The organism is Mesoterricola sp. MK458, assembly GCF_055384935.1.
On the sequence record NZ_AP045075.1, the window covers coordinates 948,919 to 969,748 of the forward strand.

Sequence of the window (20,830 nt, forward strand, 5' to 3'; positions counted from 1 at the left end):
GCTCCAGGGTGAGGGTCATTCCGGGTTGTCCAGGTCCTTGGCCTTGAAGGCCAGGACCAGGGCCACGGCGGTCAGGACGAGGGATACGGCGAAGGCTCCGCCCAGCATCCCCCGCTCCCCATCCAGGACCGCGCCCAGCACGGTCTCGAAAAGGTAGGCCTGGATCAGCACGATCAGCAGCACCACGGCCAGCGCGGCGCCCGTGAACACGGACCGCTTCATGCCAGCCCCCCTTCTCCGGGTTTAGGCAGGTCCCCCACGATCCAGACGTCGCCGTCGCGCAGTTCCACCCGCAGCCGCGACAGCGGCCGGGTCGGTGGGCCCGCGGTGGGGAAGCCCTGCTCCACCTCGAAGCGGCCGTTGTGGCAGGGGCACTCCAGGCCCTTTCCGTCCCAGCGCACGGCGCAGCCCAGGTGAGTGCAGGTCTGGCGGTAGGCGCGCCACTGGTCCCCGGCGGTGCGCACGAGGATGCAGCGGTCCTGCGCGTCGCGGTACGTGAACAGGTGGCTGTTGCCCGGGGCCACGTCCTCGGCGCGGCAGAGGCGCAGCTCCCGGGGGGCGTCGGCCGGCGCGGCGGGGGCGCCGTCCAGGGGCTTCCTGCGCAGGCCCAGGTAGCCGATGCCGCCGGTGAATCCGGCGCTCACCAGGGCCAGGAACCGCGCGAACTCCCGCCTGGAGAGCCGCCCCTCCTCGGCCAGGTCCACGGGGAAAAGGGACTTCCAGCCGGGCATCAGAGGCCTCCTTCCATGAGGATCGACGCGTCCAGGTTCAGGGGGATTTCGGGGTCGGGCACCATGATCGCGTTGCGGGTGCGGATCCGGAGGGCGCCGATCTGGAAGTCCCGCAGGGGCTTGGAGCCGCGCATGGCCGCCACCTCGTGGCGGGGGACGAAGAGCAGGGCCTGGCTGGGGCACACGGTGGCGCACATGGGCTTGAGGCCCACGGAGGACCGGTCGTAGCAGAGGTCGCACTTGAGCATCTGCTCCAGCCCGGGCAGCACGATGGGCACGCCGAAGGGGCAGCTCATCTCGCAGTTCTGGCACGCCACGCACCGGGGCTTCTGGCTGGCGTGCACCACCCCGTCCTCGGTGCGCTTGATGGCGTCGGCGGGGCAGGACATGGCGCAGATGGGATCCTCGCAGTGCATGCACACGGTGGGCCCCGTCTGGGTGGAGGCCATGCGGTCCATCTCGTCCAGGTGGATCATGGAATGCCCGCGGTGGGTGCCGCACTCCGCGCAGGCCGCCACGCAGGACCGGCAGCCGATGCAGCGCTGGGGGTCGATGAAGAAGCCGAATTCCTCGCTGACCATCACGCCCCCTTCACGAGGGCCATGAGCTCCAGGAGCTCGGGCGGGAAACGGTCGGGGGTGGTGCGCGTGACGCGGCAGGCGCTCACCTTGAACTCGGGAATGCGGCTCACGGGGTCGAGGTGGCGGGCCGTGAGGCGGTTGGCCCCCAGGCTCCCGGGCCAATGGTAGGGGATGAAGACGGTGTCGGGGCGGATGGTGGTGACGAGCTTGGCCGGCAGCACCAGCTCGCCCCGGCGGGTGGCGACGGAGACGGCGCTGCCCTCCCCGATGCCCAGGGTCGCGGCCAGCCGCGGGTGGATCTCCACGTAGGGGTGGGGGCACTGCTCCACCAGGAACCCGATGCGCCGGGTCTGGGTGCCCGAAAGGTAGTGGAAGACCACCCGGCCCGTGGTGAGCCACACCGGGTAGTCGGCATCCACCACCTCCATGGGGGGCCGCCAGGGCGTGGGGATGAACCGGGCCCGGCCGTCGGGGTGGAAGAACCGCCCGCCCTCGAAGAGCCGCGGCGTGCCGGGGTGGTCCTCGGTGGGGCAGGGCCAGAAGATGCCCATCTCCTGCTCGATCCGGGCGTAGGTGATGCCGGCGTAGTCGGCGGTGCCGCCCGCGGAGGCCCGGCGCAGCTCCTGGAAGATCGCCTCGGGGGAGGTGAAGTGGTCGAAGAACCTTCCCTGGCCCAGGCGGCGCGCCAGCTCCACCATGATCTCCCAGTCCGTGCGGGCCTCCCCCGGGGGCTCCACGGCCTTGCGGATGCGGATGACCCGGCCTTCGGCGCTGGTGGTGGTGCCTTCGTCCTCCTCGTGCAGGGCCGAGGGGAAGACGATGTCGGCGTGCTGCGCGGTTTCGGACAGGAAGAAGTCCAGCGAGACGAAGAACTCCAGCTTCTCCAGGGCCTCGCGGGTGAAGGTGGAGTCCGGCAGGCTCACCACGGGGTTGAAGCACAGGCACAGGAGGCCCTTGATGGCGCCGGCGTGGATCTCGTTCATGATCTCCTGGGCGCTGAGGCCCTTGCCCGGGAGCTCCTCGTCCGTGCAGCCCCACACCGAGCAGATGTGGGCCCGGTGCTGGGGGTTCTCGATGTCCCGGTTGCCCGGGAGCTGGTCGCACTTGTGGCCGTGCTCGCGCCCGCCCTGGCCGTTGCCCTGGCCCGTGATGGTGGCGTAGCCGCACCCGGGGCGGCCGATGCGGCCCGTGGCCAGGACGATGTTGATGCAGGAGTTGACGTTTTCCACGCCCTTGGTCTGGTGCTCGATGCCCCGGGCGTGGAGCAGGAAGCTCGTGCGGGCCTCGCCCCACATGCGCGCGGCCTTCTCGATGGCGGCCACGGGGAGTCCCGTCATGGCGCTGGTCCACTCAGGGGTGCATTCCCGGGCGGCTTCCAGGGCCTGGTCGAACCCGCTGGTGTGGTCCCGCACGAAGTCGCGGTCCACCAGGTCCCATTTGTCCAGGAGGTGGAGGATGCCGTTGGTGAGGGCGGAATCGGACCCCGGCTTGAGGGGCAGGGCCAGGTCGGCGGTGCGGGCCAGGGGGGTGATGCGGGGGTCCACCACGATGAGCTTGGCCCCGCGGTCCCGGGCCCGCCAGATGTAGTCGGTGGTGATGGGGGCGCACTCGGCCACGTTGGCGCCCGAGACCCAGATCACGTCGGCCAGCGGGATGTCCTCCCACGAATTGGCCGCGCGGTCCACGCCGAAGGCCTTCTTGTTGCCGGCCCCGGCGCTCACCATGCAAAGGCGGCCGTTGTAGTCCAGGTTCCGGGTGCCCAGGCCCAGGCGCGCGAACTTCCCGGCCAGGTAGCTCTTCTCGTTGGTGAGGCTCACCCCGCTGAGCATGGCGAAGGCGTCCTTGCCATAGGTGTCCTGGATGCGGGTGATCTCGGCCACGGTGCGCTCCATGGCCTCGTCCCAGCCCATGGGCTCGAAGCCGGAAGCCGTGCGCTTCATGGCGTGCAGGAGCCGGTCGGGGTGGCTCCCCTGCAGGTAGCGCTTGACGCCCTTGGGGCAGAGCTTGCCCTTGTTGAAGGGGAACTCCTCCCAGGGGTCGAAGCCCACCACCTTGTTGCCGGCGACCTTGAGCTTGATGCCGCACTGCTGGCCGCAGAAGCAGCAGTGGGTGGTCACGGTCTTCTCGGGGCGCAGGTCCGCGTCCCAGCCGCCGGGAGGGGCGGTGTTGAGGTGGGGGCCGAAGGCGTCGCGCAGGAGGCTGGGGTCGGTGGGCAGGTGGGCCATGGTCAGCTCTCCAGGGGTTCCACGGGCACGGGCGTGTCCGCGAAGGGATCGAAGGCCCCGCCCAGGCGCAGGCTCTGGGCCCTCATGAGCAGGCGGCGCCTGCAGCGGGGGCAGAGGTCCAGGTGGCTCGCGCCCGCCTCCAGGCCCAGTTCCTTCCAGAGCTGGCGCAGGTCGCGGTGCTGGTTGGCGCGGATGAAGGGCGTGGCGCAGGCCTTGCAGGGCCGGAGCCCCAGGGCGTCCCCTTCGGCCTTGTACAGTTTCACCCCGGCCTGGGCCGGGCGCTGGACGATGTGGAAGAGCTTGCCGAAGGGCAGGCTGAGCAGCATGAGGATGACGGTCATCTCGTGGAGGTAGGCCAGGGTCCCGAAGTTGCGGCCCTGGAGCCAGGTCACGGAGGCGGTGAGCAGGAGCCCGGTGGCCGAGATGGCGATGAGCAGGAGCAGGGGCAGGATGTCCAGGTCGAAGCGCTGGGTGGCGGTGTCCCCCTCGTCGCGGCTCCGGCGCACGAAGGCCAGGATGCAGCCGGCGATGACCATGGCGGCGGCCAGGTCCAGGATGTGGAAGGCGGCGAAGGCCGCGAACCCTCCCAGGGGGAAGGTTCCCGCGGGCAGGCCCAGGACCCAGGCCTGGTACCGGTCCGCGTTGAGCCCGTCGCTGGTGAAGCGCACCCACCCGAAGACCAGCGGGAAGGTGACGGCGAAGGCCAGGAGGCACCCCCAGGCCAGGCAGGCGTGGGCGCCCCAGCGCTTGAGGGAGCGCTTCCCGATGAAGCGCTGAAGGAACAACTGGTCCAGCAGGATCAGCGGAAGGCGGGCCAGCACCCGGGGCGTCAGGAGGGTGCGCAGGGTCCAGCGCCAGTACATGCCCGTGGCCGGCCGCTCCAGCCAGGTGAAGTACCGGTAGGCCACCCCGAAGCACGCGAAGAGCGACGCGATGAGGTAGCCCAGGAGGGCGGGGTCCAGCCAGCGCCCGCCACCGTTGCCCAGGGCGATGAGTCCGGCCAGGGCCAGGGTGGCCAGCGTCGCCCGCGCCAGGGGCCGAAGTTCCAACTCCAACAGGGCGAGCATCTCCACCTCGATTTCCGGGGATCCGGTCGCCCAAGCATGCGGTGGAATGCGGGGGGGGACCTTGACGCAAATCAAGGTCGGGTCAACGGGGGGGGGCCGGGGGGCGGGAAACCCGCCTTTGAATTCGATGGTGGGTCGAAATGGGGGCCTTATCCTTCATCTCGTGTTCTCGGCAAACCCAAGATGCCGGAAGTCTGCCGCGGCCGACCTGTTACCCGGTGAATCCGGCAGACTCCATCGAAGGGCCTTGTCGCCGAGGCGCCGAAGACGCCGAGGATCGCCGAATAAAAGAAGATCTTTTCCCGGCGAACCTCGGCGTCTTCGGCGCCTCGTACAAGGCTTTTTGTTTCGAACGGTCTGGATGACGGGAATATTACGGCCTTGGACCACCCGTCCCAAGGCCCGCCAGAGTGAGTGATGAGGGGATTCCTCACGGGGCGAAAGTTGCGGCTCCTTTGGGCCAGGCCGGAGCGGAACAGTCCATCCCTGGGCAGGGGCGAATAGGGGATCTAGGGATGCATGGAATCCAGGAGTCCGGCGATGGCGGCCCGGGGATCCGGCGCCTTGAAGACGGCGTTGCCGGCTACCAGGACGTCCGCGCCGGCCGCCACCAGGGCGCCGGCGTTGTCGGGGCCGACACCGCCGTCCACCTCGATGAAGAAGGACGCGTCCCGCTCCCGGCGGAGGGCATCCAGGCGGCGCACCTTGTCCAGGACACGGGGGATGAAGGACTGGCCGCCGAAACCGGGGTTCACGCTCATGAGGAGCACGAAGTCGAAGACGCCCACCAGGTCCGTGAGGGTCTCCACGGGGGTGCCGGGGTTGAGGACGATGCCGGCCTTGGCGCCAGCCTCCCGGATGGCGGTGAGGGTGCGGTGGGCGTGGGGATCCGCCTCCTGGTGGATGGAAACCCAGTCGGCACCCGCCTTCACGAACTCCAGGGCATACTTCGCAGGGTCCACGATCATCAGGTGGCAGTCCAGGGGGAGCTTCGTCTCCCGGCGCAGGGCGGCCACCACGGGCATGCCCAGGGTGATGTTGGGGACGAACCGGCCGTCCATGACGTCCACGTGGACCACGCACCGGTCGCCGAGCACCTGGAGGCTCTCCGCCAGCCGGGCGAAGTCCGCGGACAGGATGGAGGGGGCGAGGAGGGGCAGGGGGCGCGTCATGGCTTCTCCGTTCGTTCGATACCGTTCACCCAGAGCCGGCCCGGCTTCAGCGCGCGCACCTGGGCGGGCGTCAGGGCCAGGACCGGCGCCTGCACCCACAGCAGATCCGCGGCGGCTCCCGCCTGGATGGCGCCCAGGTCGGCGTGGCCCAGGGCCCGGGCGTTGCCCTGGGTGTAGGCCCGGAGCGCCTCCACGCGGGTGAGGCGGTGGGCGGGCAGGAAGCCCCCCGGCGGGTCCGGGGCCGCGTCCTGCCGCGTTTCGGCGGAGACGATGCCCACGAAGGGGTTGGCGTCGGCCACGGGGGCGTCGCTGCCCAGGGCCAGGAGCGCGCCGCCCCGCAGGAAGGTGCGCCAGGGGAAGGCCTCCTCCAGCCGGGCGGGACCGAGGCGCGCGGGGGTCCAGGCATGGTCGTCGGTGCAGTGCACGGGCTGGATGCTGGCCACGACGCCCAGGGGGCCGAACCGGGCCGCGTCCTCCGGGGTGACGATCTGAGCGTGCTCGATGCGGGGCGGCAGCGCGGCCCGGCGGGGGATCCGTTCCAGGATGTCCAGGGCCTTGCGGTTGGCGGCGTCGCCGATGGCGTGGATGGCGGGCTGGTAACCGGCCCGCATGGTGGCCTTCACGTCCGCGGCCACCCGCACGGGATCCGTGGTCCAGGTGCCCTGGGTGGGCGCGTCGGCGTAGGGCTCCAGGAGCCGGGCGCCGCGGCTGCCCAGGGCGCCGTCCAGGTAGAACTTCACGCCCTGCACCTGGAACATGGCCGTCTTGGCGGCGCGGGCCCGGCGCAGCTCCTGGAGCATGAGTTTCGTGTCGTGCTCCAGGTAGGCGAAGACGCGTATGGGAAGCTTGCCGGCCTTGGCCAGGCGGCGGTACGCATCCAGGGTCGCGTGGTCCACGCCCATGTCCGCCACGGAGGTGAAGCCCAGCCTGCGGAGGTGGTCGAGGCCGGCCACCAGCGCGGCCTCCACGGCCGCGGGGGAGGGGACGGGGCGAACCTTGGCCACCAGGTTGGCGGCGCCGTCCACGAGGATGCCGGTGGGTTCGCCCGCGGCGTCGCGGAGGATGCTGCCGTCCCGGGGATCCGGCGTGGCGCGGGTGATGCCCGCGGCCTTGAGGGCGGCGGAGTTCACCCAGATGGCATGGCCGTCCACCCGCTCCAGGACCGCGGGGCGGTCGCCCGTGACGGCGTCCAGGTCCTTGGCGGTGGGGAAGGCCTTGGTGGGCCAGAGGTTCTGGTCCCAGCCGCGGCCCTCCACCCAGCCCTTGCGCTGGGCGGCCCAGGCGCGCACCCGGTCCAGGACGGAGGCCAGGCTCGGGGTGGCGGTGAGGTCCGCCTGCTGTCCCATCTGGCCCACGCCCAGCACGTGGGCGTGGCCCTCGATGAGGCCCGGCAGCAGGGTGCCGCCGGGGAGTTCCACGCGCCGGGCCGCGGGGAATTTCGCGAGCACCTCGGCGCTGGGGCCGGCGGCCAGGATCTTCCCGCCGCGCAGGGCCACGGCCTGGCCGGCTCGGACCTCCCCGTCGCCGGACCACACCTCCGCCCCCAGCAGGATCTGGATCGCGGGAGGAGGGGGCAGGGCGTGCATGGGCATGGGTTCCACCTTTCGATCCAGTCTAGAGCAGTGTGACCCTTTCACGCACCTTCCTCTGGTACCCTGGGCGAAACCGTGGAGGCCGCATGTACCAGCCCGACTACCTTCGACAGGTCCGCGAGAACCTGGAAGTGAAGGAGGATCCGTCCAAGCTGCGGGCGCCGAAATTCGAGACCAGTTCGGGCATCGCCCTCAAGAACAGCTACACGCCCGCCGACATCGGGAACATGGATCCCCTGAAGGATCTGGGCCGCCCGGGGAAGTATCCCTTCACGCGCCACGTGCAGCCCACCGGCTACCGCGGCCGGCTCTGGACCATGCGGCAGTACGCGGGCTTCGGCACGGCCGAGGAATCCAACCAGCGCTACCGCTACCTGCTGGAGCAGGGCCAGACGGGGCTCTCGGTGGCCTTCGACCTGCCCACGCAGATCGGCATGGACCCCGACCACGAAATGGCCATGGGCGAAGTGGGGAAGGTGGGCGTGAGCATCTGTTCCATCCGGGACATGCGCGTGCTCTTCCAGAACATCCCCCTGGACAAGGTGAGCACGAGCATGACCATCAACGGTCCGGCCTCGGTGCTGCTCGCGCTGTACCTGGCCGTGGCCGAGGAGCAGGGCGCCTCCTGGGACCAGGTCAGCGGCACCATCCAGAACGACATCCTCAAGGAGTACATGGCCCGGGGCACCTACATCTATCCGCCCCGCCCCAGCATCCGCCTCATCACGAACATCTTCGAGTTCTGCGCCCAGAGCGTGCCCAACTGGAACACCATCTCCATCTCCGGGTACCACATCCGCGAGGCGGGCTGCACTGCGGCCCAGGAGATCGCCTTCACCCTGGCCGACGGCATCGCCTACGTGGAAGCCGCCCTGGCCTCGGGCCTGAAGCTCGAGGCGTTCGCGCCCCGGCTGAGCTTCTTCTTCAACGCCCACAACCAGTTCTTCGAGGAGATCGCCAAGTTCCGCGCCGCGCGGCGCATGTGGGCCCGGATCATCAAGGAGCGCTTCGGCTCCGACGACCCCAAGAGCCAGATGCTGCGCTTCCACACCCAGACCGCGGGCTCCACCCTCACCGCGCAGCAGCCCGACAACAACATCGTGCGCACCACGGTCCAGGCCATGGCCGCCGTCCTGGGCGGGACGCAGTCCCTGCACACCAACAGCCGCGACGAGGCCCTGGCCCTGCCCACCGAGGTGAGCGCCCGCATCGCGCTGCGCACCCAGCAGATCCTGGCCCACGAATCCCGCATCGCCGACACCGTGGATCCCTTCGCCGGCAGCTACCTCATCGAGAGCCTCACCGACGAGCTGGAGGCCCTGGCGGAGGCGCTCATCAAGAAGGTGGACGAGGCCGGCGGCATGGTCTCGGCCATCGAGAAGGGCATCCCCCAGCGGGAGATCCAGAACGCCGCCTACGCCTTCCAGAAGGGAGTGGAGCGCGGCGAGCAGGTGGTGGTGGGCGTGAACAAGTTCACGATCCAGAACGAGGCCAAGCCCGAACTGCTGCGGGTCGACGAGGCCCTCGGCGCCCGGCGCCGCGCCCAGGTGGCCCAGTACCGCTCCGAGCGGGACAACGGCGCCGTGCGCGCCAAGCTGGAAGCCCTCACCGCCGCCTCCAAGGGCGCCGCGAACCTCATGCCCCTGATCCTCGACGCCGTGAAGGCCGAGGCGACCGTGGGCGAGGTCTGCGACGCCATGAGGACCGTCTTCGGGGAGTACCAGGAACGCCTGGTGCTCTGAGGCGCCGGGGACCCGGCGGACGCCCTTCGCCTACTTCCTGGCGTTCTTGGGCGTGCCGTCGGGTTCCAGGAACTTGTCCGGATCCGTCATCAGCTGATCGCTGCAGGCCGTGTCGTCCACGATGTATTCGCGGCCCCGCAGGGAGATCTTGGTTCCCTGGCCGGCTTCGATGGATTTGCCGCACACGGGGCAGACCGTGGCGGCGGCGGGTTCCACGACCGCCGCAGCTTCGGCCGGGACGGCCGGGACCGGATACAGGGCAGACGTCATGAGGAACAAGGCTGAAATCAACATTGCGGACCTCCTGGTTCGTGCGGAGCTACGCTCCGCTTGGGTTGGGGAAGGTCTCGCCGACCGGCGAGGTTTTAAACTTAGGGCTGCCCAATGCTTCGTCAACGCCGTAGTTGAAAAATTCACACCGATGCGACAGTTACGCCTCTTTTTTACGGGTTGCCGCGAGGCGGCGCGGGCGGGCTGGGACGGGTCCAACATTACTGTTTCCTGATATTTTGAAATATGACCGATCGTGGTCGCCGTCACAACCCGGATAACGGGCGTGCGAGCGTAATGGAATTAAAAGCCGAATTATTGAATCAGTTGTGACGGCCAGGCAGGCACGCTAAAGGAAGCGGCCGAAGGAACGGAAGTGGCTTCGAATCATCGACATGGACCTGGAAAGCCCTAGGTTTGACCCATGGAGGATCGATGAAGCACGTTGTCCTGGCCGTAGCCTCCGCCTCGGCCGTCCTTTTCTCCGCCGACCCCCCGCCGGCCCCGTTGGTGCAGACCCCCATTTCCGTGGTCATGGCCAAGGAGGCCCCGGTTCCCCTCAAGCCCTACGCCGACGTGGTGCAGGGCGCCCGGGAGCAGCGCGGCCTGTTCACGCTCTGGCGCAAGGACGACAAGGTCTGGCTCGACCTCAAGCCCGACCACCTGGGCCCGCTGTTCTTCCTGTCCTGGACCTTCCCCCGCGGCCTGGGGGAGCGGGGCCTGTACGGCGGCATGATGGGCGACAGCCACCTGGTGTACTTCAAGCGCATCGGCAACACCCTCCAGCTGCTGGCGCGCAACGCTGCCTTCACGGCGCGGCCCGGCACGCCCATGGCCCACGCGGTGGCCGATGGTTTCTCCGACAGCCTGCTGGCCTCGGCGCCGGTGGTCTCGCTGCCCGATCCCCGGGGCAAGGGCTTCCTGGTGGAAGCCAACCTCCTGTTCCTGAAAGACCTTCCCATGGCCACCCTGGACCTGGAGGCCGCCTACCGCCAGCCCTACGCCCTGGACATGGCCAACAGCTCCTTCACCACCGTGACGGCCGCGGCCGACTACGCCTCCTTCCAGGTCAGCGCGCATTTCTCCATGGCCCGGCCCGTGATCTCCCCCGCCCCCCTGCCGGGCACCCTGGAGGACCTGCGGAGCCTGTTCCTGGGCTTCCGGTACACCCTCGCGAAACTCCCCGACGAGCCCATGAAACCCCGGGAGGCCGATGACCGGCTGGGGCATTTCGTGGCCACGGTCTGGGACTTCACCCAGGACGACCGGCCCGATCCCCGGACCCGCCTGGTGAACCGCTGGCGCCTGGAGAAGGCCGACCCCGGCCAAGCGCTGAGCCGCCCCCGGCAGCCCATCGTCTACTGGATGGACCGCAACATCCCCGAGAAGTACCGGGACGCGGTGCGGGCCGGGATCCTGGAATGGAACAAGGCCTTCGAGCGCATCGGGTTCAAGGATGCGGTGGAGGTGCGCCTGCAGCCCGGGGACGCCGACCCCGGCGCCCACGGCCTCCGGCACGCCTCCATCCGGTGGTTCCTGGGCGTCGACGCCGGGTTTGCCATCGGTCCCAGCCTCGTGGACCCGCGGACCGGCGAGATCCTCGAGGCCGACATCGCCGTGGGCGACGGTTTCGCCCGCCGCATCCGGGAGAGCTCCCGGGAGGAGCTGCCCCAGGGCGGCAGGGCCGCGTGCCGCTACCTGGCCGAAGGCCGGGACGAACTGACCTTCGGGGCCGACCTCCTGGAGGCCCGGGGCGGCCTGGAACCCGGCTCGCCCGGGGCGGAGGCCTTCGTGCAGGGCTACCTCAAGACCGTGGTCATGCACGAGGTGGGCCACACCCTGGGCCTGCGGCACAATTTCAGGGCCTCCATCGCCTATTCGGAGGCCCAGCTCGCGGACAAGGCCTTCACCTCCGTGCACGGCATCGCGGGTTCGGTCATGGACTACACCCCCGTGAACCTGGCCCTGGCCGGCCGTGCCCAGGGGGACTACACGATGCCCACGCTGGGGCCCTACGACTACTGGGCCATCGAATACGCCTACGCCACCCTGCCCGCGGACCGGGAGAAGGCGGACCTGGCCCGCATCGCCGCCCGGGGCCAGACCGAACCGGGCCTCGACTACGCCACCGACGAGGAGGCCGGATCGGGCAGCGCCGCCATGGACCCGGAGGTCAACCGCTTCGACCTGGGCCAGGACCCCCTGGCGTACCTCGCCAAGCGCATCGCCCTCAGCCACGAGCTGCTGGGGCGGCTCCAGGAGCGCACCTTCAAGCCCGGCGACGACTACAAGCAGCTCCGGCGCACCACCAGCCTGGCCCTGAACCAGATGGCCTCGGCCACCTTCAACGCCGCCAAGTACCTGGGCGGCGTGGTGTACCTGCGCGACCATGCGGGCTCCCCCCGCACCCCGCTCACCCCCGTGAGCGGCGCCCGGCAGCGGGCCGCGCTCCGGCTGATCACCTCCTCCGTCTTCACCATGGACGCCCTGCGGCTGCGGCCGGACTTCGTCTCCCGCCTCACCCTGGACCCCTTCGACCGGGGCTACGGAATCACCGGGAGCGTTCCGGACTTCTCCCTGTCGGCCCGGACCCTCTCCATCCAGAAGGCGGTCCTGGTGCGGGTCCTCAACCCCTGGGCCATGGCCCGCATCCTGGACGCGCCGGAAAAGACCGAGGACAAGGATGTCTTCCGACTTTCCGAGCTCTTCGACGGCCTGCGCACCTCCATCTGGGAGGAGCTGCGCCAGGGCGTCGAACCCACCGCCACCCGCCGGGGCCTCCAGAAGGAGCACCTGCGTCAGCTCATCGCCCTGGTCCTGAAATCGGGCCCGGTCACCCCCGACGACGCCCGCGCCCTGGCGCGGGAGGACCTGGCGACCCTCCGCACGCAGCTGTCCGCCGCTTCCCGCAGGCACGCCTTCTCGCGGGAGACCCGGGCGCACCTCGCCGAATGCCGGGCCAGCATCGAGGAAGCCCTGAGGGCCTCCCTGGTGCGGACCGCCCTGTAGGGCGCCGGAAGCTTTTTCCGGCCGGGCGCCGGAATGGCTAGAATGGACATTCCACCTCGCCTTCGAGCCCCCCTTGAGCCCTGACGTCCGCCGCCCCATTGATCGCCTGCTCCTTTTCTTCGCCCTGGCCCTCATGGCCGTGGGCATGGTCTGGGTCTTTTCCGCCTCGGCCTTCAAGAACCACAGCGCCGCCACCACCTTCCTGGTGAACCAGATGGTGGGCGGGTTCGTGGGCGTGGGCATCATGCTGGCCCTCACCCAGACCGACCTGACCGTGCTGCGGGAGAACCCCCGCATCCTGCAGGTGCTCTACGTGGTGTTCCTGCTCCTGCTGGGGGCGGTGTTCTTCTTCCCGGCCGTCAACCACGCCCACCGGTGGATCCGGTTCGGCCGCCTCAGCCTCCAGCCCTCCGAGCTGTTCAAGCCCATCTCGGTGCTCATCACCGCCTGGTGGATGATCCGGCACCGGGACCTGTGGGGCAAGGGGAGCCGGGAATCCGTGCCCAAGCTGGTGACCCTCTTCGCCATCCTCCTGGTACCCCTGGCCCTGATCCTGCGCGAGCCGGACTTCGGCACCACGTTCCTCATCCTCTTCGTGGCGCTCCTCGTGACCTTCCTGGGCGGCGCGCAGCGGTGGATCTTCGCGGTGGCGGCGCCGGCGCTGGGCGCGGTGGGCTTCGCTTTCGTGTGGTTCGAGCCGTACCGCCGGGCCCGGGTGCTCAGCTTCCTGAACCCCGAGGCCGATCCGCTGGGCAAGGGCCACCAGGCCCTGCAGAGCCTGATCGCGGTGGGCAACGGGGGCATCACCGGCGTGGGCCTGGGTGCGTCCATGCAGAAGCTCAACTACCTGCCCGAGGCGCACACCGACTTCATCTACGCCGTCATCGCCGAGGAGGCCGGGCTCATCGGTAGCATCCTCGTCCTGGCCCTGTTCGTGGGCATCCTCTGGCGGGGCTACCGCATCGCCCACCGGGTGCGGGACAGTTTCCTCAAGCTCTGCGCCATGGGTTTCACCCTCCTGCTGGTGGTGCAGGCCCTCATGAACCTCAGCGTGGTCCTCAGCCTCGCCCCCAACAAGGGAATCCCCCTGCCGTTCATCAGCTACGGCAGCTCGAGCCTCATCGCGAGCCTCGCGTCCCTGGGGCTGCTGTTGGCCATTTCCAAGGAAGCCAGCGAATGAGAAACATCGTCATCGCCGGGGCCACCGGCCTCGTGGGGCGCGAGCTGGTGCGCCAGCTGGATCCGCGCAAGGACGTGGAGTTCACCGCCCTGGTGCGGCGCCCGGGCACCCTCCGTTCCCTTTCGGGCCGCGTGAAGGAGGTGGTCTTCGACTACCGCTCCCCGGCCGACCTGGAGCGCCTGGGAACGGAGATCCCCTGCGACCTGCTCCTGTGCGCCCTGGGCACCACGCTGAAGAAGGCGGGATCGCCCGAGGCCTTCCGGGAGGTGGACCTGGGGTTTCCCGCCGCTCTCGTCACCCGCCTGGCCGCGCTGCGCACCGATCCGGCCTTCGCGCTGGTCTCCAGCGCCGGCGCCGGCCACCCCAGGGGCCTCTACCTGGAGACCAAGGCCGAGGCGGAGAAGGTCCTGGTGGCCAGCGGCCTCCCCTACCTGATCGTTCGCCCCTCGCTGCTTCTGGGCGACCGGGAGGAATTCCGCCTGGCCGAGCGCCTTGGCGCCTTCCTGCTGGCCAAGCCCTACCTGGCCGCCGCCCGCTACCTGGCCCCCCGCTCCCGGTTCCTCTGGCGCTTCGCCCCCATCGAGGCCTCCCAGGTGGCCAAGGCCATCATCTGGATGACCCTGGACAACCCCCATGCCTCCGGCAGCCGCGTCCTGACCGGGCTGGCCCTGCATCACCCCATCCTGGCCTAAAGCTTCTTCCCGATCTTGAGCACCGCGTCGGAAAGCGTGATGCCCGACGCCGCGATGTTGCCCATGCTGAGGATGATCTGCGGCTTCCCGCCCTCCTCCACGATGGCGATGCTCCCACCCGCGGCCAGCCATTCCAGCTTGCCGCAGATGACCAGCTTGCCGGCGGCCTTGAGGGCCTTCACCTCGGCCTCGGATCCGGCCCAGGCCACCTTGGCGCCCGGATCGCTGGCCATGCCCAGCTTGGCCAGTTCCCCGGCCAGGGCCGCGTCCCTGCAAGCCACCTTGCCGGTGGAACCGGCGCTGCTGGCTAGGATCTTGATGAACTTGGCCTGCTGGTCCGGCGAGAGGTCGCCGGCGGCGAGGGTCGCGAAGGCCAGAGCCGCCGCAACGGGAGCTAGGATCCGGGTGCCCATGGGTTGCCTCCGCGGAAATGGCCGAGCGGAAGGCTTATCGGCATCCCGGGAGGAAAGGTGAATTTCAGACCTTGAACCTTGAAACGAGGTTGTTGAGGGTCTCGGCCAGGTTGCTCAACTCATTGACGGTGCGGGTAGTTTCCCGGATGGTGGCGGCCATCTGCTCCGTGGCGGCGGCGTTCCCCTCGGCGATGCTGGACAGGCTGCCCATGGCGTTGACCACGGTGGAGCTGTCCTGGCTCTGGGTCTGGCTCTGGCTGCCGATGGTCTTCATCCGCTCGGCGCTGGCCCGGATGGACTCCTCGATGCTGCGCAGGGCGGAACCGGCGGTGTTCACCATGGAGGTGCCGTCGTCGATGCTCTTGCTGGAGGTCTGGATGAGGGCGGTGATCTCCTTGGCGGCCTGGGCGCTGCGTTCGGCCAGCTTGCGGACCTCCTCGGCCACCACGGCGAAGCCCTTGCCGTGCTCGCCGGCCTTGGCGGCCTCGATGGCGGCGTTCAGGCTGAGCAGGTTGGTCTGGTTCGCGATCTCGGTGATGACGTTGAGGATGTTGCCGATCTGCTTGGAGTTCTGGTTGATCACCTGCATGCCGCTCACGGCGGCGCCCACGGCGGTCCCGCCCTTGCCGGCGGCCTCCTGGGCCTGGTCGAACACGTTCAGGGCGTCCGAGACGGTGGAGAAGATCACCTTGGAGGAGTTGGCGATGGTGCCCACGCTGTCGTTGGCCTGGCGCACGCTGGACTTCTGGTTCTCGGCGGTGTGGGCGATGGCGTCGGCGGTGGAGGCCATCTCGGTCATGCCCGCGGTCATCTGCAGGGAGCCCGAGGCGATGTTGGTGGAGATGGTGATCACCTGGTGGACGATGCCCTGGATGTTCTCCACGAACCGGTTGAAGTGCACGGAGAGCTGGGCGATCTCGTCGGTGCCGGCCACGTCGAGGCGGGCCGTGAGGTCACCCTCGCCTTCGGAGATGTCGCGCATGCGGGTCTGGATGGTCTCCAGCGGCTTGACGATGGCGTTGCCCAGCACCTGGGAGGCCACGTAGCCCAGGGCCACCATGACCAGGCCCAGGACGAACATCATCCCCATGCTCTTCATGTTCTCGCGGGAGATGCTGGCGTCGTTCATGACCAGCACCTGGTAGATCTTCTTGGTGGGGTCCTGGGCCTCGGCCCCGAGGGGGGAGGCGGTGACCATGAAGCCGCCCTTCTCGTACTTGACGGCGCCCTTGCCCAGGGGCTCGCAGAGGACCGCGGTGTCGACCTTGGCGTCGGCGCGGTAGCGCTTCTGGAACTTCACGGCCACGGCCTTGGTGGCGGTGTCCACGGCCACCACGGCGGCGATGCTCACGTCCGCGTCGTCCTTGACGAACTCCAGGGCGCGTTCCGTGGCGCCCGTGGTGGTGCCCAGGTCGTCGGAGAGGTAGGAGGAGGTGGTGGCTTCGGCCAGCACCGCAGAGAGGCTGTGTCCCTTGGACCAGATGCCCTCCGTCTGCGTCGAGGTGAGCTTCCACCCCGAGACGATGCCGGCCGTGACGGCCAGGATCAAGGTCAGCGCAAGGATGGAGTAGCTCAGCTTCTTCCTGATGCTTAGGGTTTTCCAGAATTCCATCTCAGACTCCTAGCCAGACAGGTTGGGAATGCGCAACTGGTATATCGAAGCATAAATCGTCGAGCGCGAATTGTGGCGTCAAAGTTCGGTTATCTCTGGCCAAAGAACGCCGTGCCGATGCGCACCTGGTCGCTTCCCGCCCGGATGGCCTCGTCCATATCCCCGCTCATGCCCATGGAAAGCTTCAGCTTTCGCCCCGTTTTGTCCTGCCAGCGGGCCCTGAGCGCGCCCAGGGCCTGGAAGGAACCGGGGTCCTCGGGCGGCGGGATGGCCATGAAGCCCTGCACGGGCAGGCGCGGGTCATTCTCCAGCGCGGCGAACAGGGCCTCCAGGTCCCCGGCGCCGGCCCCGCCCACCTTGGTGGCCTCGTCCCAGAGGTCCACCTGGAGCCAGATGTCGCGCACCAGGTCCAGTTCCGCGGCCAGGTGGCGCAGGCGCAGGGCCAGGTCCGGGCGGTCCACGGTCATGATCTGCCGGAAATGGACCAGCGCCGCCTTGGCCTTGTTGCGCTGCAGGGGGCCGATGAGGACGAAGTCCAGGCCGGGGGCCTGGGCGATCTTGGCGAGGGCCTCCTGCACGTAGTTCTCCCCGAAGCTGGAGAAGCCCAGGTCCGCGGCCTCCCGCACCAGGTCAAGGGGCTGGCGCTTTGAAACGGGCAGGAGCTCCACCGAACCCGGATCCCGGCCGCACTCCAGGCAGGCCCGCTGGATGCGGGCACGCAACCGGGCGACACGGGCGCTGAGCGGGCTCACGGGAGTTGGGCGGGATCGTAGATGATGCGCTGGCAGGACTCGCAGTAGAGGTTCTTCTCCTCGCGGAGCTTGGCCAGGAACGGCGTGCGCAGGCGGGTGCGGCAGCCGCCGCAGGAGCCCTTGTCGATGGGCACCACCGCGCGGCCCTGGCGCTGCTGGAGGAGGCGGTCGAACTTGGCGATCACGGCGGGGTCGATGGCCTCGGCGAGCTCGCTCCGGCGCTTCTGGAGGCGGCGTTCGCCCTCCACCTGGTTCTCGTGCTCGGAGAGGAAGACCGCGCGGAGCTCGTCGAACTGCTTGCGGGCCTCGGTCTGGCGGGCGCGCATCTCGCCTTCGGCCCGCTCCAGGGCCTCGATGCGGGTCTCCACGTCCTTCAGGGGGCGGGCGATGGCGGTCTTCTGGCGCTGGCGGTCATCCAGCTCCCGGATGGCGAGGGTGAACTGCGCCTTCTGCCGGGTTTCCTTCACGGCGGCCTTGGACAGGTCCTCCTGCTTCTGGGCGGCGGCGAGGCTGCCGGTGAGGCTGGCCTGCTGCGTCCGGGCGGAAACCAGGGCCCTGCCGGTCTCTTCGAGTTTCTTCGCCAGCATCTTCAACTCGGAATCCAGGGCGGCCAGGTCGGGCGGGAATGCGCTCAGGTCCCTTTGGATAACGTGCAAATTGTCGTGCACGGTCTGGAGTTCGATCAGGAGGGAAAGCTGACTCATGCTTCTAGCCTACCCCTAAGCGGACCAGGTAGGCGGGGCAATCTCCCGCAAAGATCGAAATAAAAAATGTAATAAAATTTGAGCCGAAAAGACTCAAAAGCGGATTGCACCCCTTGACATCAATTTGGACGCGGGCTAGATTAGCACTCGCTGATAGTAAGTGCTAACAGCCGCCCCGGAGGAAGCTCCCGGGTCCCTTTTATTCACGGAGGCCAACATGGCAATCAAGCCCCTTTACGATCGTGTCCTGCTCAAGCGCAGCGAGCCCGCCGAAACGGTCAAGGGAGGGATCATCATCCCCGATACCGCCAAGGAGAAGCCCATGGAAGCCGAGGTCGTGGCGGTGGGCGAAGGCAAGTTCGCCGAAGACGGCAAGCGCATCCCCATGTCCGTCAAGGCCGGCAACAAGGTCCTGATCGGCAAGTACACCGGCACCGAAGTGAAGATCGAGGGCGTCGACCACGTCATCGTGCGCGAGGACGAGATCCTCGCCATCGTCGGCTAGAAACGAATTCCGGAACCCTTTCAGGAGATAAACGATGTCCGCCAAATCCATCATCTACGCCGAAGAAGCCCGTCAGGCCATCCTGCGCGGGGTCAACAAGCTCGCCGACGCCGTGCAGGTCACCCTCGGCCCCAAGGGTCGCAACGTTCTGATCGAGAAGAAGTTCGGCTCCCCCCTCATGACCAAGGACGGCGTCACCGTCGCCAAGGAGATCGAGCTCAAGGACAAGCACGAGAACATGGGCGCCCAGCTCGTGCGTGAAGTGGCCTCCAAGACCTCCGACATCGCGGGCGACGGCACCACCACCGCCACCGTGCTGGCCCGCGCCATCTACAAGGAAGGCATCAAGGCCGTCGTGAGCGGCGCCAACACCATGGAGATCAAAAAGGGCATCGATCTCGCCGTGGATTGCGTCGTGGCCGCCATCGACGAGATCAAGAAGCCCGTCGAGGGCAACGCCATCGCCCAGGTGGGCGCCATTTCCGCCAACGGCGACCAGGAGATCGGCAAGATCATCGCCGATGCCATGGCCAAGGTCGGCAAGGACGGCGTCATCACCGTCGAGGAGGCCAAGGGCCGCGACACCGAGCTCACCGTCGTCGAAGGCATGCAGTTCGACCGCGGCTACCTCAGCCCCTACTTCGTCACCAACCCCGACCAGATGAAGGTCGAGCTGGAGAGCCCCCTCGTCCTCATCTACGAGAAGAAGATCTCCAACATGCGCGATCTCCTGCCCCTCCTGGAGCAGGTCGTCAACAGCCGCCGCCCCCTGCTGATCATCGCCGAGGACGTGGACGGCGAGGCCCTGGCCACCCTGGTGGTCAACAAGATCCGCGGCACCCTCAACATCGCCGCCGTGAAGGCTCCCGGCTTCGGTGACCGCCGCAAGGCCATGCTCGAGGACATCGCCATCCTCACCGGCGGCAAGGCCGTCACCGAGGACCTCGGCCTCAAGCTCGAGAACCTCAAGATCGAGGACCTGGGCACGGCCAAGAAGATCGTCATCGACAAGGAGAACACCACCATCATCGAGGGCGCCGGCGCCGCCGACGCCATCCAGGGCCGCGTGAAGCAGATCCGCGCCCAGGTGGAGGTCTCCACCAGCGACTACGACAAGGAGAAGCTGCAGGAGCGCCTGGCCAAGCTCGTGGGCGGCGTCGCCGTCATCAAGGTTGGCGCGGCCAGCGAGACCGAGATGAAGGAGAAGAAGGCCCGCGTCGAGGACGCCATGCACGCCACCAAGGCCGCCGTCGAGGACGGCATCGTGGCCGGCGGCGGCGTCGCGCTGCTCCGCGCCCTGGCCAAGCTCTCCACCCTGAAGCTCGGCGGCGACCAGGCCACGGGTGTGGCCATCGTCCAGAAGTCCCTGGAGGAGCCCCTCCGCCAGATCGCCAACAACGCCGGCGTGGAAGGCAGCGTCATCGTCAACCGCGTCAAGGAGGAGAAGGGCAACTTCGGCTTCAACGCCGCCACCACCGAGTTCGGTGACATGGTCGCGTTCGGCGTCATCGACCCCGCCAAGGTGACCAAGAGCGCCCTGCGCAACGCGGCCTCCGTGGCCTCCATGATGCTGAGCACCGAAGCCATCGTCTGCGACCTGCCCGAGGACAAGAAGCCCGCTCCCATGGGCGCCCCCGGCATGGGCGGCGGCATGGAAGACATGTACTAGCCCCTGTTCCACGACCCAAGGAAAGAGGCCCTTCGGGGCCTCTTTCCTCTGGGGTTTGTGAGAACTGAATTTAAGCACAATTATTAATGCAGTTGTTTAATCGATGGGATGGCTGGTCGTTGTCAGCGACTTCGATATTAGGGTACCTGTTGCCTCGGACCTCTGGTTCTGGTCTCCTTGGGATTCAGCGGGGCATGGATCGGCAACTTGACAGTGCTGGAGCCGTATCGCCCGATCTTCATCGGCGCAGCGTTGGAAGCGTTGTTCTTCGCCTGGCGGCGCATCTACCGCCCGGCGCAAGCTAGCAAACCAGGTGAGGGCTGCGCGATTCCCCAGGTGCGACTTAATTACAAGCTCATTTTCTGGCTTGTGGTCGCGCTGGTCCTGGTGGCACTCGGCTTTCCCTGCGTCATGTCATTTCCCTATTAATTATAGGGGTTCATCCTGGAAAAACTGTTTGTCTCCCTCATCCTCGCTGCCGTTGTTGCCCCCGAGCAGGCCGCCACCCAGACTGTCACACTGTCTTTACCGGCCATGACCTGCTCCGCCTGCCCGGTAACCGTCAAGAAGGCGATTTCCAAGGTCGAAGGCGTCAGCAAAGTCTTCGTGACCTTCGAGACACGCGAAGCGGTTGTCATTTTCGATGATGCAAAGACCAGCGTGCAGAAGCTGGCCAAGGCCACCGGAGACGCAGGCTATCCGTCCAGCATCAAGCAGTGCACCCGCTGGACCCGAACCTGGGGCGATCATGGGACTGATGACACGCATTGAAGGGCAAACGGGCCTGCCTGTGGCCACCTTCCAGCAAACCGATTTGGCCGGAGTATTGCCAAACATTAAAATTTCGTTAGAACAAAATGAAACAGCTTGTGATGGGATTTGGCTGGCATAGGATGGGGAATAGGTGATTTCCA

19 protein-coding genes and 1 pseudogene are annotated in these 20,830 nt (G+C 68.0%); 8 read left to right on the top strand and 12 right to left on the bottom strand.

Annotated features, from left to right (window positions below; translation table 11 throughout):
• Nucleotides 1-15: 15 nt before the first annotated feature.
• From ACZ5LB_RS04125 to ACZ5LB_RS04155, 7 genes are all read right to left on the bottom strand, one after another.
• Nucleotides 16-222: a DUF6755 family protein gene (locus ACZ5LB_RS04125; protein WP_464604855.1), complete on the bottom strand. Its 207-nt coding sequence runs from the start codon at nucleotides 220-222 to the stop codon at nucleotides 16-18.
• Nucleotides 219-731: a QcrA and Rieske domain-containing protein gene (locus tag ACZ5LB_RS04130; RefSeq protein WP_464604856.1), complete on the bottom strand. Its 513-nt coding sequence runs from the start codon at nucleotides 729-731 to the stop codon at nucleotides 219-221. The genes ACZ5LB_RS04125 and ACZ5LB_RS04130 overlap by 4 nt, the downstream gene beginning before the upstream one ends.
• Entirely contained in the window at nucleotides 731-1,312 is a 582-nt protein-coding gene (locus tag ACZ5LB_RS04135) for a 4Fe-4S dicluster domain-containing protein (RefSeq protein ID WP_464604857.1), read from the bottom strand. The genes ACZ5LB_RS04130 and ACZ5LB_RS04135 overlap by 1 nt, the downstream gene beginning before the upstream one ends.
• Complete coding sequence (locus ACZ5LB_RS04140; protein WP_464604858.1) at nucleotides 1,312-3,537, bottom strand: molybdopterin oxidoreductase family protein; 2,226 nt, start codon at nucleotides 3,535-3,537, stop codon at nucleotides 1,312-1,314. Before ACZ5LB_RS04140 ends, ACZ5LB_RS04135 begins: the two co-directional genes overlap by 1 nt.
• A gap of 2 nt (nucleotides 3,538-3,539) precedes the next feature.
• Entirely contained in the window at nucleotides 3,540-4,604 is a 1,065-nt protein-coding gene (locus ACZ5LB_RS04145) for an MFS transporter (RefSeq protein WP_464604859.1), read from the bottom strand.
• Nucleotides 4,605-5,113: 509 nt separating this feature from the next.
• A complete protein-coding gene (gene rpe, locus ACZ5LB_RS04150) occupies nucleotides 5,114-5,776 on the bottom strand; it encodes a ribulose-phosphate 3-epimerase (protein ID WP_464604860.1) in 663 nt (220 codons plus the stop codon).
• A complete protein-coding gene (locus ACZ5LB_RS04155) occupies nucleotides 5,773-7,368 on the bottom strand; it encodes an amidohydrolase (RefSeq protein WP_464604861.1) in 1,596 nt (531 codons plus the stop codon). The genes rpe and ACZ5LB_RS04155 overlap by 4 nt, the downstream gene beginning before the upstream one ends.
• A gap of 86 nt (nucleotides 7,369-7,454) precedes the next feature.
• On the opposite strand from ACZ5LB_RS04155, the gene ACZ5LB_RS04160 reads away from it, so the two are divergent.
• Nucleotides 7,455-9,110 (top strand): acyl-CoA mutase large subunit family protein, encoded by a 1,656-nt coding sequence (locus ACZ5LB_RS04160; protein WP_464604862.1) that lies wholly within the window; start codon nucleotides 7,455-7,457, stop codon nucleotides 9,108-9,110.
• A gap of 30 nt (nucleotides 9,111-9,140) precedes the next feature.
• Here the strand turns inward: ACZ5LB_RS04160 and ACZ5LB_RS04165 are convergent, their stop codons facing one another.
• Nucleotides 9,141-9,404 carry a hypothetical protein gene (locus ACZ5LB_RS04165; protein ID WP_464604863.1) on the bottom strand — a complete coding sequence of 88 codons (264 nt, stop codon included), beginning with the start codon at nucleotides 9,402-9,404 and terminating at the stop codon, nucleotides 9,141-9,143.
• Between the two features lie 411 nt (nucleotides 9,405-9,815).
• On the opposite strand from ACZ5LB_RS04165, the gene ACZ5LB_RS04170 reads away from it, so the two are divergent.
• The 3 genes from ACZ5LB_RS04170 to ACZ5LB_RS04180 all read left to right on the top strand — a co-directional run bounded on the left by ACZ5LB_RS04170 (nucleotide 9,816) and on the right by ACZ5LB_RS04180 (nucleotide 14,261).
• On the top strand, nucleotides 9,816-12,389 hold the full coding sequence (locus ACZ5LB_RS04170; RefSeq protein ID WP_464604864.1) for a zinc-dependent metalloprotease: 2,574 nt from the start codon (nucleotides 9,816-9,818) through the stop codon (nucleotides 12,387-12,389).
• A gap of 73 nt (nucleotides 12,390-12,462) precedes the next feature.
• Complete coding sequence (gene ftsW / locus ACZ5LB_RS04175) at nucleotides 12,463-13,569, top strand: putative lipid II flippase FtsW (protein ID WP_464604865.1); 1,107 nt, start codon at nucleotides 12,463-12,465, stop codon at nucleotides 13,567-13,569.
• Nucleotides 13,566-14,261 carry an NAD(P)H-binding protein gene (locus ACZ5LB_RS04180; RefSeq protein ID WP_464604866.1) on the top strand — a complete coding sequence of 232 codons (696 nt, stop codon included), beginning with the start codon at nucleotides 13,566-13,568 and terminating at the stop codon, nucleotides 14,259-14,261. The genes ftsW and ACZ5LB_RS04180 overlap by 4 nt, the downstream gene beginning before the upstream one ends.
• Here ACZ5LB_RS04180 and ACZ5LB_RS04185 read toward each other — a convergent pair.
• The 4 genes from ACZ5LB_RS04185 to ACZ5LB_RS04200 form a co-directional block, all read right to left on the bottom strand.
• The gene (locus ACZ5LB_RS04185; protein ID WP_464604867.1) at nucleotides 14,258-14,674 is read right to left on the bottom strand and encodes a YfiR family protein; all 417 of its coding nucleotides are present in this window, start codon (nucleotides 14,672-14,674) and stop codon (nucleotides 14,258-14,260) included. The two genes, ACZ5LB_RS04180 and ACZ5LB_RS04185, sit on opposite strands and share 4 nt — an antisense overlap.
• Nucleotides 14,675-14,738: 64 nt before the next feature.
• Nucleotides 14,739-16,286, bottom strand: coding sequence for a methyl-accepting chemotaxis protein (locus tag ACZ5LB_RS04190; protein ID WP_464604868.1), 1,548 nt, complete (start codon nucleotides 16,284-16,286; stop codon nucleotides 14,739-14,741).
• An 89-nt stretch (nucleotides 16,287-16,375) separates the two neighbouring features.
• Complete coding sequence (locus tag ACZ5LB_RS04195) at nucleotides 16,376-17,038, bottom strand: YggS family pyridoxal phosphate-dependent enzyme (RefSeq protein ID WP_464604869.1); 663 nt, start codon at nucleotides 17,036-17,038, stop codon at nucleotides 16,376-16,378.
• On the bottom strand, nucleotides 17,035-17,742 hold the full coding sequence (locus ACZ5LB_RS04200) for a zinc ribbon domain-containing protein (protein ID WP_464604870.1): 708 nt from the start codon (nucleotides 17,740-17,742) through the stop codon (nucleotides 17,035-17,037). The genes ACZ5LB_RS04195 and ACZ5LB_RS04200 overlap by 4 nt, the downstream gene beginning before the upstream one ends.
• 217 nt (nucleotides 17,743-17,959) lie before the next feature.
• Here ACZ5LB_RS04200 and ACZ5LB_RS04205 point away from each other — a divergent pair, with 217 nt between their 5' ends.
• The 4 genes and pseudogenes from ACZ5LB_RS04205 (at nucleotide 17,960) to merP (ending at nucleotide 20,687) form a co-directional block, all read left to right on the top strand.
• Complete coding sequence (locus ACZ5LB_RS04205) at nucleotides 17,960-18,247, top strand: co-chaperone GroES (protein WP_464604871.1); 288 nt, start codon at nucleotides 17,960-17,962, stop codon at nucleotides 18,245-18,247.
• A 34-nt stretch (nucleotides 18,248-18,281) separates the two neighbouring features.
• The gene (gene groL, locus ACZ5LB_RS04210) at nucleotides 18,282-19,916 is read left to right on the top strand and encodes a chaperonin GroEL (protein WP_464604872.1); all 1,635 of its coding nucleotides are present in this window, start codon (nucleotides 18,282-18,284) and stop codon (nucleotides 19,914-19,916) included.
• A gap of 144 nt (nucleotides 19,917-20,060) precedes the next feature.
• A pseudogene (gene merT / locus ACZ5LB_RS04215) lies at nucleotides 20,061-20,345 on the top strand (mercuric ion transporter MerT); the annotation flags it as partial.
• A gap of 15 nt (nucleotides 20,346-20,360) precedes the next feature.
• Entirely contained in the window at nucleotides 20,361-20,687 is a 327-nt protein-coding gene (merP, locus tag ACZ5LB_RS04220; protein ID WP_464606271.1) for a mercury resistance system periplasmic binding protein MerP, read from the top strand.
• The last annotated feature ends 143 nt before the right edge of the window (nucleotides 20,688-20,830 follow it).

What these genes read in the sequence shown, in the direction of transcription:
- ACZ5LB_RS04125 (WP_464604855.1), bottom strand. Translation starts at nt 222, where the DNA reads ATGAAGCGGTCCGTGTTCACGGGCGCCGCGCTGGCCGTGGTGCTGCTG.
- ACZ5LB_RS04130 (WP_464604856.1), bottom strand. Translation starts at nt 731, where the DNA reads ATGCCCGGCTGGAAGTCCCTTTTCCCCGTGGACCTGGCCGAGGAGGGG.
- ACZ5LB_RS04135 (WP_464604857.1), bottom strand. Translation starts at nt 1,312, where the DNA reads ATGGTCAGCGAGGAATTCGGCTTCTTCATCGACCCCCAGCGCTGCATC.
- ACZ5LB_RS04140 (WP_464604858.1), bottom strand. Translation starts at nt 3,537, where the DNA reads ATGGCCCACCTGCCCACCGACCCCAGCCTCCTGCGCGACGCCTTCGGC.
- ACZ5LB_RS04145 (WP_464604859.1), bottom strand. Translation starts at nt 4,604, where the DNA reads ATGCTCGCCCTGTTGGAGTTGGAACTTCGGCCCCTGGCGCGGGCGACG.
- rpe (WP_464604860.1), bottom strand. Translation starts at nt 5,776, where the DNA reads ATGACGCGCCCCCTGCCCCTCCTCGCCCCCTCCATCCTGTCCGCGGAC.
- ACZ5LB_RS04155 (WP_464604861.1), bottom strand. Translation starts at nt 7,368, where the DNA reads ATGCCCATGCACGCCCTGCCCCCTCCTCCCGCGATCCAGATCCTGCTG.
- ACZ5LB_RS04160 (WP_464604862.1), top strand. Translation starts at nt 7,455, where the DNA reads ATGTACCAGCCCGACTACCTTCGACAGGTCCGCGAGAACCTGGAAGTG.
- ACZ5LB_RS04165 (WP_464604863.1), bottom strand. Translation starts at nt 9,404, where the DNA reads ATGTTGATTTCAGCCTTGTTCCTCATGACGTCTGCCCTGTATCCGGTC.
- ACZ5LB_RS04170 (WP_464604864.1), top strand. Translation starts at nt 9,816, where the DNA reads ATGAAGCACGTTGTCCTGGCCGTAGCCTCCGCCTCGGCCGTCCTTTTC.
- ACZ5LB_RS04180 (WP_464604866.1), top strand. Translation starts at nt 13,566, where the DNA reads ATGAGAAACATCGTCATCGCCGGGGCCACCGGCCTCGTGGGGCGCGAG.
- ACZ5LB_RS04185 (WP_464604867.1), bottom strand. Translation starts at nt 14,674, where the DNA reads ATGGGCACCCGGATCCTAGCTCCCGTTGCGGCGGCTCTGGCCTTCGCG.
- ACZ5LB_RS04190 (WP_464604868.1), bottom strand. Translation starts at nt 16,286, where the DNA reads ATGGAATTCTGGAAAACCCTAAGCATCAGGAAGAAGCTGAGCTACTCC.
- ACZ5LB_RS04200 (WP_464604870.1), bottom strand. Translation starts at nt 17,742, where the DNA reads ATGAGTCAGCTTTCCCTCCTGATCGAACTCCAGACCGTGCACGACAAT.
- ACZ5LB_RS04205 (WP_464604871.1), top strand. Translation starts at nt 17,960, where the DNA reads ATGGCAATCAAGCCCCTTTACGATCGTGTCCTGCTCAAGCGCAGCGAG.
- groL (WP_464604872.1), top strand. Translation starts at nt 18,282, where the DNA reads ATGTCCGCCAAATCCATCATCTACGCCGAAGAAGCCCGTCAGGCCATC.